At 45.0% G+C, this 19,304-nt stretch carries 18 protein-coding genes; 15 read left to right on the top strand and 3 right to left on the bottom strand.

Annotation, left to right across the window (positions count from 1 at the left end; translation table 11 throughout):
• Positions 1 to 26: 26 nt before the first annotated feature.
• From ACE1TF_RS08145 to ACE1TF_RS08135, 3 genes are all read left to right on the top strand, one after another.
• The gene (locus tag ACE1TF_RS08145) at positions 27 to 707 is read left to right on the top strand and encodes a metal-dependent hydrolase (protein ID WP_042398565.1); all 681 of its coding nucleotides are present in this window, start codon (positions 27 to 29) and stop codon (positions 705 to 707) included.
• Between the two features lie 217 nt (positions 708 to 924).
• Positions 925 to 1,176, top strand: a complete 252-nt coding sequence (locus ACE1TF_RS08140) for a hypothetical protein (RefSeq protein ID WP_375015822.1) — start codon at positions 925 to 927, stop codon at positions 1,174 to 1,176.
• A gap of 122 nt (positions 1,177 to 1,298) precedes the next feature.
• Entirely contained in the window at positions 1,299 to 2,609 is a 1,311-nt protein-coding gene (locus tag ACE1TF_RS08135) for a DRTGG domain-containing protein (protein ID WP_375015820.1), read from the top strand.
• A gap of 31 nt (positions 2,610 to 2,640) precedes the next feature.
• Here the strand turns inward: ACE1TF_RS08135 and ACE1TF_RS08130 are convergent, their stop codons facing one another.
• Positions 2,641 to 2,964, bottom strand: coding sequence for a YtpI family protein (locus ACE1TF_RS08130; RefSeq protein WP_375015818.1), 324 nt, complete (start codon positions 2,962 to 2,964; stop codon positions 2,641 to 2,643).
• A 73-nt stretch (positions 2,965 to 3,037) separates the two neighbouring features.
• Between ACE1TF_RS08130 and ACE1TF_RS08125 the strand changes: the two genes are divergently transcribed.
• Positions 3,038 to 3,997, top strand: coding sequence for a DHH family phosphoesterase (locus ACE1TF_RS08125; protein ID WP_375015816.1), 960 nt, complete (start codon positions 3,038 to 3,040; stop codon positions 3,995 to 3,997).
• Here ACE1TF_RS08125 and ytrI read toward each other — a convergent pair.
• Together ytrI and ytrH are read right to left on the bottom strand one after the other, a co-directional pair.
• The gene (gene ytrI / locus ACE1TF_RS08120) at positions 3,981 to 4,484 is read right to left on the bottom strand and encodes a sporulation membrane protein YtrI (protein ID WP_042398572.1); all 504 of its coding nucleotides are present in this window, start codon (positions 4,482 to 4,484) and stop codon (positions 3,981 to 3,983) included. The two genes, ACE1TF_RS08125 and ytrI, sit on opposite strands and share 17 nt — an antisense overlap.
• On the bottom strand, positions 4,481 to 4,819 hold the full coding sequence (gene ytrH / locus ACE1TF_RS08115; RefSeq protein WP_042398575.1) for a sporulation membrane protein YtrH: 339 nt from the start codon (positions 4,817 to 4,819) through the stop codon (positions 4,481 to 4,483). The genes ytrI and ytrH overlap by 4 nt, the downstream gene beginning before the upstream one ends.
• A 115-nt stretch (positions 4,820 to 4,934) precedes the next feature.
• Here ytrH and dnaE point away from each other — a divergent pair, with 115 nt between their 5' ends.
• From dnaE to tatA, 11 genes are all read left to right on the top strand, one after another.
• The gene (gene dnaE / locus ACE1TF_RS08110; protein ID WP_375015813.1) at positions 4,935 to 8,258 is read left to right on the top strand and encodes a DNA polymerase III subunit alpha; all 3,324 of its coding nucleotides are present in this window, start codon (positions 4,935 to 4,937) and stop codon (positions 8,256 to 8,258) included.
• A 185-nt stretch (positions 8,259 to 8,443) separates the two neighbouring features.
• Entirely contained in the window at positions 8,444 to 9,679 is a 1,236-nt protein-coding gene (gene ystJ / locus ACE1TF_RS08105; protein ID WP_042398578.1) for an NADP-dependent malic enzyme, read from the top strand.
• Between the two features lie 104 nt (positions 9,680 to 9,783).
• Positions 9,784 to 10,668 (top strand): acetyl-CoA carboxylase, carboxyltransferase subunit beta, encoded by an 885-nt coding sequence (accD, locus tag ACE1TF_RS08100; RefSeq protein WP_375015810.1) that lies wholly within the window; start codon positions 9,784 to 9,786, stop codon positions 10,666 to 10,668.
• On the top strand, positions 10,665 to 11,609 hold the full coding sequence (accA, locus tag ACE1TF_RS08095) for an acetyl-CoA carboxylase carboxyl transferase subunit alpha (RefSeq protein ID WP_375015808.1): 945 nt from the start codon (positions 10,665 to 10,667) through the stop codon (positions 11,607 to 11,609). Before accD ends, accA begins: the two co-directional genes overlap by 4 nt.
• Positions 11,610 to 11,643: 34 nt before the next feature.
• On the top strand, positions 11,644 to 12,603 hold the full coding sequence (gene pfkA / locus ACE1TF_RS08090) for a 6-phosphofructokinase (protein WP_375015806.1): 960 nt from the start codon (positions 11,644 to 11,646) through the stop codon (positions 12,601 to 12,603).
• A gap of 18 nt (positions 12,604 to 12,621) precedes the next feature.
• Positions 12,622 to 14,376 (top strand): pyruvate kinase, encoded by a 1,755-nt coding sequence (pyk, locus tag ACE1TF_RS08085; RefSeq protein WP_375015804.1) that lies wholly within the window; start codon positions 12,622 to 12,624, stop codon positions 14,374 to 14,376.
• Positions 14,377 to 14,403: 27 nt separating this feature from the next.
• Positions 14,404 to 14,796, top strand: a complete 393-nt coding sequence (locus tag ACE1TF_RS08080; protein WP_375015802.1) for an FxsA family protein — start codon at positions 14,404 to 14,406, stop codon at positions 14,794 to 14,796.
• Between the two features lie 520 nt (positions 14,797 to 15,316).
• Positions 15,317 to 16,432 carry a citrate synthase gene (gene citZ / locus ACE1TF_RS08075; protein ID WP_375015800.1) on the top strand — a complete coding sequence of 372 codons (1,116 nt, stop codon included), beginning with the start codon at positions 15,317 to 15,319 and terminating at the stop codon, positions 16,430 to 16,432.
• Between the two features lie 59 nt (positions 16,433 to 16,491).
• Positions 16,492 to 17,760: an NADP-dependent isocitrate dehydrogenase gene (icd, locus tag ACE1TF_RS08070; RefSeq protein ID WP_375015798.1), complete on the top strand. Its 1,269-nt coding sequence runs from the start codon at positions 16,492 to 16,494 to the stop codon at positions 17,758 to 17,760.
• A 25-nt stretch (positions 17,761 to 17,785) separates the two neighbouring features.
• A complete protein-coding gene (gene mdh / locus ACE1TF_RS08065) occupies positions 17,786 to 18,730 on the top strand; it encodes a malate dehydrogenase (RefSeq protein ID WP_042398590.1) in 945 nt (314 codons plus the stop codon).
• 199 nt (positions 18,731 to 18,929) lie between these two features.
• Positions 18,930 to 19,151, top strand: coding sequence for a twin-arginine translocase TatA/TatE family subunit (gene tatA / locus ACE1TF_RS08060; RefSeq protein WP_042398593.1), 222 nt, complete (start codon positions 18,930 to 18,932; stop codon positions 19,149 to 19,151).
• Positions 19,152 to 19,304: the final 153 nt, after the last annotated feature.

The following is a 19,304-nucleotide window of genomic DNA, read 5'->3' as shown; positions in this document are numbered from 1 at the left end:
ATGAATCTATGAAAAGGGTGATGAAGATGAACCTGACATTCCATGGACAATCTTTTGTAGAGATTCAAACAGGAGACTATACGGTCCTTATTGATCCATTTATTACCGGAAATGATACGTGCGACATTTCACCAGAAGATGTGAACCCAGATGCGATTCTATTAACACACGGTCATGCTGATCATTTAGGTGACACCGTGGAGATCGCTAAAAGAAGTGGAGCACTCGTCGTGGCCACTCATGAACTTGCCACTTATCTTGGTGGGAAAGGGTTAGAGACACATCCATTAAACATTGGTGGAGGATATGAGTTTCCATTTGGTCACGTGAAACTGACACAAGCGTTTCATAGCTCATCATTCCAAGAAGAGGATGGCCAAATTATTTATCTTGGAATGCCAACAGGCATATTGTTTACTGCCGAAGGCAAGACCATTTACCATGCCGGTGACACATCTCTGTTCTCTGACATGAAGCTAATCAGTGAGCAATATGATCTCAAAGCTGCATTCCTGCCAATTGGTGACAATTTCACGATGGGGCCTGCGGATGCGAAACTTGCGGCGGAATGGTTAAAACCAGATCTTGTCATTCCAGTGCACTACAATACGTTCCCGCTCATTGAACAAGACGGTGATGCATTCGTCGATTCGATTGCACCCGTTCAAGGGAATGCGTTGAAACCTGGAGAGTCTGTCGAGATTTAACGTGACGACGTAATGTAAATTCATGTTTCGTGCGAATGATTGCCGGAGCTTCATTTGTTCAACACCCCAACTGTTATTGTTAAAAAGAACGGTTGGGGTGTTTTTATTAGAAATACGTCGTCCAATCCTTCTGGTCACACACGTGTACGAGCATAGTGCATTTGCCTTTTGCATAAGGTGATAAAGACAGACACTTTTTGAAAGAGGTGCACAAGCGATGCGGTTACGCTTATGGATTTGTATACTTGTTGCTGGCTTTTTGCTTTATCATGCAATTGAACAGTTCTATTTAGGCACGGCAGGATTGGCGGGATGGTTTTCCTTGTTTTGGTTTGCATTTTGCTTGCTCGTCATCGGGGGAAACCTCTCTTTGCTGTTAACGAACCGAAAAAGGGTCCTTCGTAATCCAACAGAATGGCGGACAAAAGAAGAATCTACCGTAAGTGAACGAGGGCGTGCTCGCCTTTGAACTTGAACAACGACTAGCGCATCGATATAATTAAACAGACAAACAAAAAACTTGGCACAAGGCCAAGTTTTTTCTAGGTGCGCGGAATGGTAACTTGTAAGAAAGAATGAGGTGGTGCGCTTTTGAGTACAAAACATGAACAAATTTTACAATACATTTCGCAATTAAACATCGGCGAAAAAATATCCGTTCGACAAATTGCCAAAGCGTTACACGTGAGTGAAGGAACGGCTTATCGAGCGATTAAAGAAGCCGAGAATCAAGGACTTGTGACGACCATCGAACGAGTCGGAACGATACGGGTGGAACAAAAGTTAAAAGAAAACATTGATCATCTCACCTTTGCAGAAGTTGTGAACATTGTTGATGGACAAGTTCTCGGTGGCAGGGGCGGATTACATAAAACGTTGCAACGATTTGTCATCGGTGCGATGAAAATGGAAGCAATGATGCGCTATGTAGAGCCTGGCAATCTATTGATTGTCGGAAATCGCTATCAAGTGCATCGACTTGCATTAGAGGCCGGAGCGGCGGTGCTTATCACCGGTGGTTTTGGAACAAATGAAGAGATTATTCAGTATGCCAATGAGCAGTCGTTGCCTATTATTACGACGAGTTATGATACATTTACAGTAGCGAGCATGATTAACCGAGCGATCTATGACCAGTTGATTAAAAAAGAGATTGTCGTCGTTGAAGACATTTTGATTCCACTACAAGAAACCTACTTTCTAACAACAGATAATATGGTTGAGCGGTGGCATCAACTAAACGCCAAAACGAGTCATAGCCGGTACCCGGTCGTGAATCATGAGATGAAAGTACAAGGGATGGTTGCGGCCAAAGATATTCTTTCAATGAAAGAAAGCACGCCCGTGGAAAAAGTGATGACGAAAGATCCAATTACTGTTCAAGCTTCAATGTCTCTTGCTTCGGCTGCGCACATTATGGTGTGGGAAGGCATTGAACTTTTGCCAGTCATCGACGATGAGGCGAAACTCGTTGGAGTCATTAGCCGTCAAGATGTGCTCAAAGCGTTGCAAATGGCCCAAAGACAACCGCATGTTGGGGATACGTTGGACGACGTCGTCACTAGGCAAGTGGAAGAAGCGCCGACAGGGACGGTTTATGATTACGTGTGCCATCTCACTCCGCAAATGACAAATCCGATTGGGATGATTTCATACGGCGTGTTATCGACACTCGTCACTGAGGTAGGTAGTCGGCTGTTGCGTCGTCATAAACGTGGAGATGTCGTTGTGGAAAATCTATCTTTATACTTCCTGAAGCCAGTTCAAATTGAGAGCTTTATTGAAATGAAAGGCAAGATTCTAGAAGTGAGTAGAAAAAGTGGAAAAGTGGACGTTGAGCTATTCTTCAAAGATGAGCTCGTTGGAAAAGGGTTAATGACAGCACAACTATTAGAACGTTAAAAAACAGCCGCAAGAGCAGCTGTTTTTCGTCTTAGTTTTGCTGAGAGCGAAGCGCCTCGACTTCTTCTTTTGCGTACGGACGAATGATCTTGTTTGAACGAACACCGTAGTATACGAAGATCCCGCCGAGTATTGCAAATACTGCACCAACAACGAGGTCGACCCAGCCGCGGAAAGAAAACAAGAACAGTACACCAGGGGCAAGGATGAATACGCCAAGTGCGATCATTGCCTTTGTTTGATACCATTGCTTTAGATGTTCTCCATTCACGCGAAATCGCTTATATTTATAATAGACGTAAAGCGCAATTGCGACGGTAATAATGAGAATGACAGCAATCGAGAAAAAAGCCATGTGGAGTCCCCTTTCTAGTTTCGATTCTAGTGTACAGGAACAAAATGTGAAGCACAACAGAGGAGAAGTGACAGTGAAGCAAAACTTATTGGACACCATCGAAAAACATGACACGATTATTATCGTTCGACACGTTCGCCCCGATCCCGATGCGTTCGGTTCACAAAAAGGGTTGGCAGAACTCATTCAATTAAATACGAATAAAACGGTTTACGTGGCAGGTGAAGACGAACCTTCCCTTTCGTTTCTTGCAACGATGGACAATGTTCCAGAAGACGTGTGGAAAAGCGCACTCGTCATTATCTGTGATACAGCAAACCGTGAACGCATTGATGGTAAGCAGTATGAAGACGCCTTAGCGACGTTTAAAGTTGATCACCATCCACCAATTGAACAATATGCGGATGAAGAATGGGTGGATACCGAGTGTAGTTCCACATCAGAGATGGTGACTCGGTGGTATGTAGATGTAGCGAAGCCGAATGGTTGGAAGATGTCAGATGCGGCGGCTACGTTATTGTACGCAGGCATTGTCGGAGACACCGGGCGCTTCCGCCATCCGAATACGACGTCGGACACGCTAAAGGCCGCGAGTGTTTTATTTGAAAACAATATTGATCTACGGACGCTGTTCGCAAATCTTTATAAGAAACCACTCCAGCTCGTCCAACTGGAAGGAGAAGTATTAAGCGAGGTTGCGCTCAGTGAAGCAGGTGTTTCGGTCATGACGATTCGCCGTCACCAATTGGACAAGTACAATGTGAGCGTAAACGAGTCATCTGCGCTCGTTCATTCAATTTCCGATGTTGAAGGGTTACTGGCTTGGGTCATGTTCGTTGAACTTAGTGATGGAACGTTTCGGGTTCGATTGCGTTCGAAAGCACCGGTCATTAACGGTTTGGCAGAAAGGTACGGAGGAGGCGGACATCCACTTGCTGCAGGTGCTCTTGCTAAAGATGAATCTGAAATCGCCGCAATCGTTTCTGAGTTGAATGCACTCGCCAGTTCGTTCAAAGCTAATCAGACACCGTAACAATGTCAGCGTGAATGGCAAGGGTTGAATAGAAGATTGCCCGGTTCACGACGAGCATATATTCATGATCATTCACGCTAAAACGCTTGTTTTCAATCGTGCGAATGACGAGTTCTTGATTGCTTGCGACATTCGATAACTCTTGATGTAAGAGGGGTTCGAGCTCATCGATTGCTTGTTGCCTAAGATCAAACAACGTTAACTCACTGAGTCTGCTTTCCCGTTCGTTTTCAAACGTAATCTCGATTCCTTCGATCGTTAACGTTTCTTCATCTTCATTTTGCTCTTCTTCTCTCGCAAGGAGAAGCTCGATTTGGTCTTCCAATTGCGCAACTTTGAGCTCGTTTTTTCGCAGTTCTACAACGGTTCGTTCATGAATGTTTCCAAATTGAAATACAAACACAGACCAACCGACAAGGATTCCGATGAGCACGCCCGCCAAAAAACGTTGCCAGTTCGGCCGTTTATGAAAAGGTGGGATTCTCATGGGTACATTTGTTCCTGGGTGATCCATTGGATAATGAGAGCACCTGCATTTGCGCCGGAAAGTGCCGACAATACCATGAATATCGTCTTATAAATATCAATGTGTGTACCTGCAAAAAGTCCTCTCTCAAGGCTTGTAATGGCATCAAAGGTGCCTCCAATTGCTGCTACAAGCGCCCAAATCTTTAGACTACCTGCAAGGTCGTGAATCGCTGTAAGCGGAGGCTTTCCGATAATAAACGCACCAATTCCACCGATCAGTGCACCACCTAATACAACACCAAAAGCAACGAAGAAATCAATGACAAGTGTTGCGGCAAACTCTCTGCTGAACATCTGTCGCGCCCCTTTCTGATCAGCTAGACAAACACGTCTATTAGCATTATGTATATCAAAAAGTGGGCCAAGTTATGAATGAAATCACCGGTATTTCTTGCAAGGAGGAAAATGAATGCCGTCATACGTCCATTTGCAAGTAAAAAGTGAATACACGCTACTCTCGAGTACGTGTCGCATTGAGGAACTCGTTAAGCAAGCGGCGGTCGATTATGACGCGCTTGCCCTCACCGATCTAAACGTCATGCACGGCGCTCGGAAGTTTTACGATGCGTGCTTACGTTACGCTATCCAACCGATTATCGGTTTGGAAGCAGAAATGATTTGTCATGAAACGAAAGGTACAGTGCTCCTATACGCGATGGACAATCGGGGATACGAAGATTTATTAAAGGTATCTTCATATTTGATGTCGAAAGCGACGCCACTCACGGCTAAGCAACTGCTAGATATGACTGGCAACCGAGTGATCATCGTCCTACCTGAAGCCTCGCATCCAATCGCTTCTCACATAGAAGCCGGTGATGATGAAGCAGCGAACCGTAGCCTTTCATTTTGGCGTGAACATGTGCACAGTGACCGTCTATTTGCAGGGGTTTTACCTGATACACAAGCGAGTTTGCATCACCATGAACAGTGGAGACAATTGATGAAGGGGCATGATGTTCCTCTAGCGGCGACGGGGAATGTAACGATGCTTACGCGTGAAGACGAACGGGTAAAACAGCTGCTTACTGCGGTGAAGACCGACCGACCAATTCATGATGTGAATCGTTACGAATGGAGAGATGAGTCGTATCTGTTTGACCCGAGTGAAGTGAACAGGCGTTGGCCTTCAGATGAAGAAGCACTGCACAATGTTCGTCACATTCAACGTTCTTGTGACGTTCAGCTCGATCAGATCAAAACGTCTTTGCCTGTATATAGAAGCGGTCCGGACACCGTTGAATTTACGTTGAGAAATTTAGTGATGACCGGAGCAAAAAAGCGATATTCAGAAGTGACTGCCTCAGTTCAAGAAAGAATAAATAAAGAGCTACACGTAATCGAGAGTATGAACTACGAAGATTATTTCTTAATCGTTTGGGACTTTATGGATTACGCACGACAAAAAGGGATCTTAACAGGTCCAGGCAGGGGCTCAGCTGCTGGATCCATTGTCGCCTATTGCTTGTTCATTACAGATGTTGACCCTATTGCCTATGATCTTTTGTTTGAGCGCTTCTTAAACCCTGAGCGCGTTTCATTGCCTGACATTGATATTGACTTTCCTGATCATCGACGGGACGAGGTAATGAGGTATGTGATGTCTCGCTATTCAGAGGAGCGGACGGCACAGATCGTTACGTTTGGGACGTTCGGAAAAAGAGCGGCGCTTAGAGATGCGGCAAAAGCATTAGGGGTGAGAGAAGCCCTTCTTGAAAGAATGCTGAAGTTTTTGCCTCAACAAGCACAACATTTACGAGCTGCACGAGAAGAGAGCAAAGATTTGTCTGCACTGCTCGAAGAAAATGAAGAAGCTCATTCATTGTACGAATTTGCATCAGCCATTGAAGGGCTGCCGAGGCATACATCCTTACACGCAGCGGGGGTTGTTCTAAGTGAGAGGCCACTGCAAGAAGTGATTCCAACGATGAAAAATGACCAAGGTATTACCGTCACACAGTTGCCAATGGAAGATTTGGAGGCGTTTGGTCTTTTAAAGATTGACTTGTTAGGACTTCGGAATTTGACGTTGCTTGAGCATATCCAAAGGGCTGTGAAAGCGAATGCGGGCGTTGATATTCACCCGAAAGAAGTGCCTTTGGATGATGCGTTGACGTATTCTTTATTGCAATCTGCCCAGACGACGGGCGTGTTCCAGTTTGAATCCGCGGGCATGCAGCGGGTGCTCCGCAAATTAAAGCCAAATCAATTTGAAGACTTGGTTGCTGTTAATGCCCTCTATCGTCCGGGTCCTATGGAACAAATCGACACGTTTATCCGCGGAAAAAGAAATCAACAATCTGTGTCCTACCCCCATCCGGCATTGGAAGCAATCCTCTCATCAACGTATGGGGTGATGGTTTACCAAGAACAGGTGATGAGTGTGGCGGTAACGATCGCAGGTTACTCTTTAGCCGATGCCGACCTGCTCAGAAGAGCGGTAAGTAAAAAGAATAAAGAAGAACTTGAGCGTGAAGAGGGACGCTTCATTCACGGCGCTAAAGACCAAGGGTTTAGCGAGACAATGGCCGGCCAATTGTTTGCATGGATTGTTAAATTTGCTGATTACGGGTTTAACCGAAGCCACTCGGTTGCTTATAGTTTCATTGCCTATCAGATTGCGTACTTCAAGGCGAACTACCCGTTAGCATTTTACATGTCTTACTTGAACACGATTGGCAATGATCGCACGCGATTGCAACGGACGATTGCCGAAATTAAAGAACGAGGATGGAAAGTCTATCCACCCTCCATTCAAACAAGTGGCTATGAATTTACGACGGAACGAGAAGGTATACGATTTCCGCTCCAAAGCATAACGGGGATTGGGAAACAAATGGCTCATCGAATAGTTGATGAACGAATGATAAATGGAAACTATCATACGTTCGTTGATTTTTGTCGACGTGTAAAGTCCATCGGGTTGAATCGTAAAACAATCGCAAACTTAGTAAAAGCAGGGGCGATGGACGCTTTTGAGTGGAACCGATCCACCCTCTTGCAGTCAATCGATCGAGCGTTAGAGTTTGTCGATTTTGCAGAAGACATTGGCACGTTGTTCCATAGCGGGGAAGGGGATTTCCGTTTTGCCGATGCAGTGCCTTTTACGAAACTTGAAGAGCTAGAATACGAACGAGAAATGACCGGTTTTTATTTAAGTGGACACCCCTTGTCTCATTATGCTCATGTAGCAAGTGTTCGACATCCAAAAACGATACTTCAAGTGCTTGCACTTGAAGTAGCAAACAGTGCTTGGGTTGCAGGTCGAGCGGATGTCGTCACGACCATTCGGACAAAAAATGGGCAAACAATGGCTTTCTTGCAACTAAGTGACGAGACTGGAGAAATGGAAATCGTTATATTCCCCGAAGTGTATCGGCACGTCTATGACGCCCTTCATGAAGGGAAATATATACTCATCCAAGGTAAAGTTGAACAAAGGCGCCAACAAAAGCAGATTCTTGCTAGTCAAGTGCTCGATTTGAGTCAATCTGAAAAACAACAAGCAGAAACGCTATACTTGAAAGTTCCTGCACACATGAATCGAGAAAAAACGTTACGTGCGATTAAAGGACACCTCACAGTGTTCCCAGGCTTCTCCCCAGTACTTGTATACGACGACAAAAAGAAGCAACTTTATGAGTTGTCAGCGGAGTATGCCACAAAAATTCATCCCGATCTGTTGTTGCGACTTCGTGAAGTGGTTGGTGAAGAAAACGTTGTCAAAAAATAGAGTCAGAGTTTTACATGTAAAAAGGATGATTGCACTGATACAGTTTGTTATAATAGAGACCATCTGTACGACATGAATACATGAACCTACCCGTGCAGGCGTCTCGGATTCAACAGATGAATAGGAACTGTTCTATGCGGACGACTGTACAAAATAATACACTTGGTGAAGGAGTGTGGACATACATGCCAACAACGAGAGAAGAAGCATTGCACATCCATAGAATGAAGCAAGGAAAACTCGAATCAAAGTCCAAGATTCCCGTAAGAAATAGCAAAGATCTAAGTCTAGCCTATTCACCGGGCGTTGCTGAACCGTGTAAAGAAATCTTTAACGATAAACAAAAAGTTTTTGAGTACACAATGAAAGGAAACATGGTCGCTGTCGTTTCTGATGGAAGTGCGGTTTTAGGACTCGGAAACATCGGTCCAGAAGCGTCTCTTCCAGTAATGGAAGGAAAAGCAGTTTTGTTTAAGTCGTTTGCTGGTGTTGATGCGTTTCCGATTTGTTTAGACACGTCTGACCCAGAGAAAATCATCGAAACGGTGAAATTAATGCAACCGACATTTGGAGGCGTTAATCTTGAAGATATCGCTGCACCAAACTGTTTTATCATTGAGGAACGTTTGAAGAAAGAAACGAACATTCCGATATTCCACGATGATCAGCATGGTACGGCCATCGTGACGCTTGCAGGACTAATTAATGCATTGAAAGTAACGAACCGTCAGTTATCTGACATCAAAGTCGTTGCGAATGGTGCAGGAGCTGCAGGTATTGCCATTGTAAAGTTACTTCAAAGCATGGGCGTACGTGAAATTGTCATGTGCGATAGCCGCGGTGCCATTTATGAAGGGCGTTCCAGTGGAATGAACCCGATTAAAGAGGAGATTGCAAAAGTCACGAATTCCGCGAAGAAAACCGGATCTTTGGAAGATGTGATTGCAGGAACCGATGTGTTTATCGGAGTGTCTGTTGAGGGCGCGTTGACAAAAGAAATGATCGAGAGCATGAATGACGATGCCATTATTTTTGCGATGGCGAACCCGAATCCAGAGATTATGCCTGAGGATGCAAAAGCTGCTGGAGCAAGTGTTATTGGAACGGGCCGTTCTGATTTCCCTAATCAAGTGAATAACGTATTAGCGTTCCCTGGTATATTCAGAGGGGCATTGGATGTGAATGCCACGCATATCAATGAAGAGATGAAACGTGCCGCTGTGTATGCCATTGCTGACCTCATTACTGATCAAGAACTCACTCGAGATTACGTCATTCCTGCACCGTTTGATCCACGCGTCGCTCCTGAGGTTGCGGCTGCGGTTGCGAAGACGGCAATGGAGACGGGAGTTGCCCGCAAAGAGGCAGATCCAGAGGAAGTTAAAAGGCGCACGCGTGAAATGGCTATGATTGAAGAATAGCTCGATACGACGAGGTACAGAAGCGATCGTCTCACGAGACGGTCGTTTTTAACCATTTGTATGACCGTAGGGTGAGCGGGCGAGAGCAGCAGAGAGGTGATAGCATGTTCAAAGATTTGTTTTCTAAGAAAAGAAAGTATGCAACCATTCCATCGGAACGAACACAACCGAACAAAATGAATGACGGTGTGATGACGAAGTGTCCGAGCTGCAAAACCATTATGTATTCTCGAGAACTAAAAAAGCATCATAATGTATGCATTGAGTGCAACCATCATTTCCGGTTAACGGCAAGAGACCGAATCAATAGCCTGATTGACGTGGGAACATTCAAGGAATTTGATATTGGAATGCTCTCTCATAACCCGCTCGATTTCCCGGATTATGAAGAGAAGCTAGAGAAAGATCAGCAAAAGACTGGCCTGAATGAAGCTGTCGTTACCGGTGCTGGGGAAATGGATGGTTACCCGGTCATCATCGGTGTGATGGACCCACGATTTCGGATGGCGAGTATGGGAACGGTCGTTGGGGAGAAGATTAAACGAGCCATCGAGGCCGCGATCGAAACGAAAACCCCATTTATCATGTTCAGCGCTTCAGGGGGAGCTAGGATGCAAGAAGGCGTTTTAAGTTTAATGCAAATGGCGAAGACGTCGGTTGCTCTCAAAAAGCTTGATGAAGCGCGTGTACCTTTTATTTCGTTTATGACCCACCCGACGACTGGCGGGGTGTCCGCAAGCTTTGCATCACTTGGCGACTACAATTTTTCTGAGCCTGGTGCACTGATCGGTTTTGCCGGCAGGAGGATTATTGAACAAACCATTCGTGAAGAACTTCCCGATGATTTTCAAACGGCTGAGTTCCTGCTTGATCATGGACAACTTGATGGGGTCATTGATCGTAAAGATATTCACAAAACGCTTGTAACCATAATTAAGATGCACGCAGTAGACCACCAGGGCAACCAAGGAGGACAAAGTGCACAATGACACAAAAGCTTCCGTTTGAAAAACCTGTTGTCGAACTTCAAAATAAAATTGACGAGTTAAAGAACTTCACGAAGGATAAAGATATCGATTTGGAAGATGAAATCTCTTATCTCGAAGGAAGACTTCAACAAGTAGAGTCCCAAATCTATGATCATTTAAAGCCTTGGGAACGCGTGCAAATTGCACGTCATTCAGAGAGACCCACTACGTACGATTACATTGAACATTTATTCACAGACTTTATTGAGCTCCACGGTGATCGTCTTTTTGGCGATGACGATGCAATTGTTGGTGGGTTAGCTTATTACAAAGGACAGCCCGTCACGATTATCGGACATCAGCGAGGACGTAATACAAAAGAGAACATACAGCGCAATTTCGGTATGCCCCACCCAGAGGGGTATCGGAAAGCTTTACGGTTGATGAAACAGGCCGATAAGTTTGGTAGACCGATTATTTGCCTTGTCGACACAAAAGGGGCCTTCCCTGGTAAAGCGGCAGAGGAGCGAGGTCAAAGCGAAGCCATTGCCCGAAACTTATTAGAGATGGGCGGTTTTACGGTGCCGTCAATTGGCATTGTCATTGGTGAAGGTGGCAGCGGTGGCGCATTAGCGCTAGGGGTTTGCAACCGTATGTTCATGCTGGAGAACTCAACCTACTCTGTCATTTCTCCGGAAGGTGCCGCAGCGATTCTTTGGAAGGACGCATCACTTGCTCAACGTGCGGCAGAGACGATGAAAATCACGGCCCCTGACCTTAGTGAACTAGGGGTTATTGACGGTGTCATCCGAGAAGTAAGAGGTGGTGCACACCACAACGTTGAGGAACAAGCGGGCTACATTGATGGCGTATTGGATCAACACTTTACGGAACTAATGAAGATGAGTGGAGAACAATTACGGGAACAACGGTACGATAAATTTAGTCGTATCGGCCTCTAAAACAGACAGTGACCCAAAATAAGGGGTGAGAGAGATGAAACGAATCGGTGTTTTAACGAGCGGAGGCGACTCGCCTGGAATGAACGCAGCCATACGAGCAGTCGTCAGGAAAGCAATTTTTCATGATGTTGAAGTATATGGGGTGCGCTACGGGTATGCAGGCCTCATTAGTAATGATATTCATAAACTGGAAGTTGGAGATGTAGGGGATATTATCCACCGAGGTGGAACGATGCTCTATACGGCAAGGTGTGAAGAGTTTAAAACACCGGAAGGTCAGCAGACAGCCGTCGACAATCTGAAGAAGTGTGGCATTGAAGGGCTCGTCGTTGTAGGTGGAGACGGCTCCTTTCGAGGTGCAGAAGCGTTGACCGCACGAGGTTTCCCGACGATAGGTGTACCTGGAACGATCGACAACGATGTACCAGGTACCGATTACACGATCGGGTTTGATACGGCACTCAACACGGTCATTAACGCCATCGACAAGATCAGAGATACGGCTACATCTCACGAGCGTACGTACGTCATCGAGGTGATGGGTCGCGATGCAGGTGACCTTGCACTATGGTCAGGTCTTGCTGATGGTGCAGAAACGATTTTAATCCCTGAACAACCCCATGATATTCATGAGGTTGTTGAGCGTTTGTTAAGAGGTCATCGTCGTGGAAAGAAGCATAGTATTATCATTGTTGCTGAAGGTGTCGGCAGCGGTGTGGACTTCGGGAATAAAATTCAAGAAGAAACGGGGCTTGAGACACGGGTAACCGTCTTAGGCCATATTCAACGTGGCGGGTCCCCGACAGGATTTGATCGGGTGCTTGCGAGCCGACTCGCAGCCAAAGCGGTAGAATTACTTCTAGCTGGTGAAGCTGGAAAGATGGTCGGGATCGTAAACAATGAGCTCGTCGACCAGCCAATTGACGCTGCATTGAAACTAAAACACGAAGTTGACTATACGATGTACAAGCTTTCCCAAGAACTTTCAATCTAACCGAACAGGAGGTCTAGTATGCGAAAAACAAAGATCGTAGCAACGATTGGTCCGGCTTCAGAAGACAAAGCCATGCTGAAGCGACTCATTGAAGCAGGTATGAATGTGGCTCGCCTGAACTTTTCCCATGGAAATCATGAAGAACATGAGAATCGCATCCTACAAATTCGCGAGGCAGCTCGAGAAGTCGGCAAAAACGTGTCGATTTTACTAGACACAAAAGGTCCAGAAATTCGTACCTTTAATATGGAAGATGATGGGATTCACTTAGAGAAAGGCACGTCCATCATTGTGTCTGGAGAAGAAGTGCTAGGAACGAAAGAGCGCATCGGAGTGACGTATCCACACCTTGCCAAAGATGTTGAGCCAGGGAACGTCATTTTGTTAGATGACGGACTCATCGGACTGTCTGTCGATGCCATTGAAGGCAAGGACGTCCGGGCAACGGTTATGAATAACGGATTGTTAAAGAATAAAAAAGGGGTAAATTTGCCGAAAGTAAAAGTGAATTTACCAGGAATGACTGACAAAGATGCTGCAGACATCCGCTTTGGGATTGAGCAAGGCGTTGATTTTATTGCTGCTTCATTTGTACGTCGTGCTTCTGATGTGTTAGAAATTCGTGAACTACTCGAAGCTCATGGTGCAGAAGATACACACATTATCCCTAAGATTGAGAACGAAGAAGGCGTCGAAAACATTAACGAGATTCTCGAAGTGTCAGATGGCCTAATGGTTGCAAGGGGGGACCTCGGTGTGGAAATTCCACCTGAAGAAGTTCCTCTCGTACAAAAGCAGCTCATTAAGAAGAGCAACGCGATGGCTAAACCAGTCATAACCGCAACCCAAATGCTTGATTCCATGCAACGAAATCCTAGGCCAACGCGCGCAGAAGCGAGCGATGTTGCCAATGCGATTTTTGATGGAACTGATGCAATTATGTTGTCTGGTGAAACCGCAGCTGGTGATTATCCGTATGAAGCAGTAGAAACGATGAGCAATATTGCAACACGTACAGAATCTGCTCTCGATTACGAAGGATTACTCACTGCCGTAGCGGAGGAGAGCCGCACGACGATTACAAACTCGATTAGTCAGGCGGTATCTAAGACTGCGCTAGCTCTGAACAGCTCTGCAATTTTAACGGCGACAGAAAGTGGGTACACTGCTCGCCTCGTATCGAAGTACCGACCGAAAGCTAAGATCATTGCGGTTACGAGTGATGAGCGTGTTCAACGACGCTTAAACCTCGTTTGGGGTGTACATCCATTGCTAGGTACGAAGGTCGAAACGACCGATGAAATGTTTGATGAAACGGTTTCCGTTGCCCTCTCAAACGATGAAATCCAACATGGTGATTTGGTCGTGATTACCGCCGGAGTTCCAGTAGGGAAAGTCGGTACAACGAATATCATGAAAGTTCACGTGATTGGAGAAGTTGCTGCAAAAGGTCAAGGCATTGGCAGAACGACGGCTAGTGGCCGAGCGGTTGTGGCTGAACAGGCAAATGATGCAAACGAACGAATGTCACCTGGCGACATTCTCGTTACGCGTAGCACCGATAAAGATATGATGCCTGCATTTGAAAAAGCGAGCGCTGTCATAACCGAAGAAGGTGGACTCACATGCCACGCTGCTGTTGTAGGCATAACGCTTGGCATTCCGGTGATTGTCGGTGTAAGTGAAGCGATTCGGATCTTTGAAGATGGTGAGGAACTTACCGTAGATAGTGCGCGTGGCGATATTTATAAAGGACATGCAAGTGTGTTATAGGTGAACGAAGAGAGGAGGAGAATGTAGATGGGTAGATTTATCGTATTGTTATTGTTACTCATCCCAATTATAGAGATTCTCGGCATCTGGATGGTCGGGAGTTGGCTCGGTGTCGGGTGGACAGTCCTTCTAATGCTCGCAACGAGTGTTATTGGCTTTCTTATGGCAAGGAGCCAAGGCCGCCAAGCTTGGCAGGTGTTTATGTTGCAAGTCAATAATCGTGAAGTGCCTACCGGTACGGCAATCGATGGAGTGTGCATTTTGCTCGCTGGATTTTTACTGATCGCACCGGGATTTGTCACCGACCTCGTTGGCTTTATTCTCCTCGTTCCGTTTACTCGTAACTATGTGAGAGCATTCCTGACGCACACGTTCCATAAATTGATGGCGAGCGGTAAATTTATCGTCATTAAAAGATAAGAGGGCAGAGTCCCTCTTATTCTTATGCGGGCAACCGAAAACGCCTAGCTAGTAATATGTGGGAACCGAAAATAGCAAAACGTCATCATTCCTAGTATACAAACGGTTATCCATTCTGAAATGCTTGTATACAAAAAGACATATTAAAAAAGATTTGTGCGTTTTCGTTCACAAAAGGATGAATAATGTTTATAATAGAGGATGTTGAAAAAACTGGAGAAATCGTAAAGCGCCATAGTATATACGATGATGAGTGCTCGGGCCGACGATGAGGACATCGTTATCTAAGAATAAGAAACGGATAGGGATAACAACGCAAAAAAACGGAGTTACCTTATAGACATTCATGGTGCGCGAATTTTTCTAGTCACAGCAGCCTTCTCGTTTCTACGATCTGTCTGCTTATACACGTCTGCAGAGAGATTTTCTTGAGAAACGCATAATGATGGTCGGGAATAGAAATTCTATACTTTGATTATCATTCAAAAACGGATTCTTGTTACAAAAGGGAGAGATTGTAATGAGTCAAACTAAAGGTCTAGAAGGAGTCGTCGCAACGACTTCAAGTGTAAGCTCAATTATTGATGATGTACTCACGTACCAAGGGTATCACATTGATGATTTAGCAGAGAAATCTTCTTTTGAAGAGGTCGTGTACTTACTTTGGAACGGACAGCTTCCAAATAAAGAAGAACTTCAATCATTCTCTCAACAGTTGGTTGAGAATATGGAAGTTCCCGAAGAGATTTTTAATTATATGAAAGCGTATCCGATTGCTGACGTACATCCAATGGCGGCACTCCGCACAGCGGTCTCTCAGCTCGGGTTGTATGACGCTGAAGCTGACGCGAGTGACATCGAGACAGCGAAGCGCATTGCTGTGAAGTTGCAAGCGAAAATTGCGACTGTCGTTACAGGCTTTGCAAGAATTCGTGAAGGCAAAGAACCAGTAGCGCCTAAAAAAGATTTAAGTTTCGCTGCAAACTTCTTGTACATGCTAAACGGTGAGCAGCCGAATGAAACAGCAACAGATGCATTTAATAAAGCGTTAGTTCTTCATGCAGACCACGAACTGAACGCCTCGACATTTACCGCTCGTGTTTGTGTAGCTACACTTTCAGATTTCTATTCAGGTATTACAGCGGCAATTGGCGCTCTTAAAGGGCCATTACACGGTGGAGCGAACGAGCGTGTAATGGGAATGCTATCTGAAATTGACACACCTGAAAATGTCGATAGCTATATTCAAGATATGTTTGATAAAAAAGAAAAGGTTATGGGCTTTGGACACCGCGTGTACAAGAATGGAGATCCACGTGCGAAGCATTTACGTGAGATGTCCAAAAAACTTGCCGACATCACCGGTGAAGATAAGTGGTATGAGATGAGTCTTGCTGTTGAAAAGAAAGTGACGGATAGTAAAGGTCTTTTACCGAACGTCGATTTCTATTCAGCGTCGATGTACCATAGCCTAGGCATTGATCATGATCTATTCACACCGATCTTTGCTGTAAGCCGAGTATCAGGTTGGAATGCGCATATTCTTGAGCAATATAGTGACAACCGTCTCATTCGCCCACGCGCTGAATATGTCGGTCCAGATAAGCGCTCTTACGTTCCTCTTGAAGAGCGTTAAGCTTACGAATTCGTAACGTACGTTTAATCTAACCCAATTTATAGGAGGTCATTTTAACGATGGCAAACGGTGAAAAGATTTCAGTAAATAACGGTGTACTCAACGTTCCAGACAAACCTGTCATTCCATATATCGAAGGCGATGGTATCGGTCCTGACATTTGGGCAGCGGCTTCTCGCGTTCTTGATGCTGCGGTAGAGAAAGCATATGACGGAAAAAAAGCAATTGAATGGAAGGAGATTCTCGTTGGTGGAAAAGCACATGACCAAACAGGTGAGTGGTTGCCAGAAGAATCTCTAGATGCGATTCGTGAATATCTCATCGCGATTAAAGGACCATTAACAACACCAATTGGCGGTGGAATTCGTTCTCTAAACGTAGCGCTTCGCCAAAAACTTGACCTCTATACTTGCCTTCGTCCAGTGCGTCACTTCACAGGTGTACCTTCACCAGTTAAGCGTCCTGAAGAAGTAGACATGGCCATCTTCCGTGAAAACACTGAAGACATTTATGCAGGAATTGAATTCAAAGAAGGAACGCCTGAAGCGAAGAAAGTCGTTGACTTCATCCGCAATGAAATGGGCTCTGAAAACATCCGTTTCCCTGAAACATCGGGTATTGGAATCAAGCCGGTTTCTAAGGAAGGTACGGAAAGACTCGTACGTTCTGCAATCCAATACGCTCTTGATGAAGGTCGTAAGAGTGTTACTCTCGTCCACAAAGGAAACATCATGAAGTTCACTGAAGGTGCGTTTAAGAGCTGGGGTTATGACCTTGCTGAGCGTGAATTTGGAGATCGCGTATTCACGTGGAACCAATACGATGAAATTGTAGAAAAAGAAGGCAAAGACGCAGCAAACAAAGCACAAGACGAGGCTGAAGCTGCAGGGAAGATTATCGTAAAAGATTCGATTGCAGATATCTTCTTACAACAAATTCTTACACGTCCAAAAGAATTTGAAGTTGTTGCGACAATGAACTTGAACGGTGACTACATTTCCGATGCACTCGCAGCTCAAGTAGGTGGAATTGGAATTGCTCCTGGGGCAAACATTAACTATGACACTGGACATGCCATCTTCGAAGCGACTCACGGAACAGCACCAAAGTATGCAGGTCAAGACAAAGTAAATCCTTCATCTGTTATCCTTTCTGGTGAATTAATGCTACGCCACCTTGGATGGAACGAAGCTGCTGAACTTATCACTGCGGCAATGGACAAAACAATTGCAAGCAAAGTTGTCACGTATGATTTCGCTCGTCTGATGGACAACTCTAAAGAAGTGAAATGCTCCGAGTTTGCAGACGAACTCATTAAAAATATGTAAGGTAGATTCCTAGGAGGCAAATCGAATGGCTATTAAACGCAGAAAAGTGTCCGTTATTGGCGGAGGCTTCACAGGAGCGTCTACGGCGCTAATGGTTGCACAAAAAGAACTCGCAGACGTTGTACTCGTTGATATTCCTGACCAAGATGGTCCTGTAAAAGGAAAAGCTTTGGACATGCTTGAAGCAACACCTGTTGAAGGTGCGGATGTGAACGTAGTAGGTACTTCTGATTACAGTGAAACAAAAGATTCAGATGTGGTCGTCATTACAGCAGGCATTGCAAGAAAGCCAGGCATGAGCCGTGATGATCTTGTAAACACGAATGCGAACATCATGAAATCTGTTACTGAGCAAGTTGTGAAGCACTCACCTAACACGTACATTGTTGTGCTTACAAATCCAGCTGACGCCATGACTTACGCTGTATACAAAGCATCCGGTTTCCCGAAAAACCGTGTCATTGGACAATCAGGTGTATTGGATACTGCTCGTTTCCGTACGTTTGTCGCTCAAGAGCTCAAGCTTTCGGTTGAAGACGTGCAAGGATTTGTTCTTGGTGGCCATGGTGATGATATGGTTCCACTCATTCGCTATTCAAGTGTTGGCGGCGTACCGCTAACAAGCTTGCTTTCACAAGAGCGCATCGATGCAATTGTAGAGCGCACACGTAAAGGCGGCGGTGAGATTGTATCCCTCCTCGGAAATGGAAGTGCATATTACGCACCTGCAGCATCTCTTACACAAATGGTAGAAGCGATTCTAAAAGATAAGAAGCGCATTCTCCCATCCATTGCTTACCTTGAAGGAGAGTATGGGTATGAAGATGTTTATGTCGGTGTACCGACGGTACTAGGTGGAGATGGCATTGAGAAGATCATTGAGCTTGATCTTACTGATGATGAAAAAGAACAATTTGCTACTTCTATTGCATCTGTTCGTAACGTCATGGAAGCTCTTCCTCAACAATAATAATTCAAAACAAAAAACCGGTCGTTGCCGGTTTTTTGTTTTGAATCTAACTTTCTTATGTTTGGAAAATCGTCTTAATTTGTTTTTGTCCGAAGCGTAACAATATGATATGATGAGTCCGTAGTATATTTCAAAGTTTCCAGGTCACACTAATCATACTTACGCTACGTAATCGACATATTTTGAAGGAGGAAATACGATGGGCATTCCAAATATTGGCATTCCGAGTTTAATTCTCATTCTTGTGATTGCGCTTTTAATCTTTGGGCCTAAAAAGCTCCCTGAAATTGGTGGCGCGTTCGGCAAGACACTCTCTGAGTTTAAGAAATCTACGAAGCAGATGATGGACGATGAGCCGGACCGTAAAGATATTGCTGAGCAACCAACAACGACAGAAACCGGTAAACAACATCAATCATAATGGACTCATAACTGACACATACGCTGTGTCAGTTTCTTTGTGTTGTTTTAAGGCAATGTAAAGACTGCGAAGAATTGGTAAAGATCGTAGAGGTTTGCTTGAGCAGTGTCAGTCGTTCGATTACGATATAAGAACAGATTGTTATACATAAAA

Origin of the sequence: Geomicrobium sp. JSM 1781026 (assembly GCF_041949955.1) — a bacterium.
Classification (GTDB): domain Bacteria; phylum Bacillota; class Bacilli; order Bacillales; family Marinococcaceae; genus Geomicrobium_A.
This window is presented reverse-complemented; position numbering and strand designations above follow the sequence as displayed.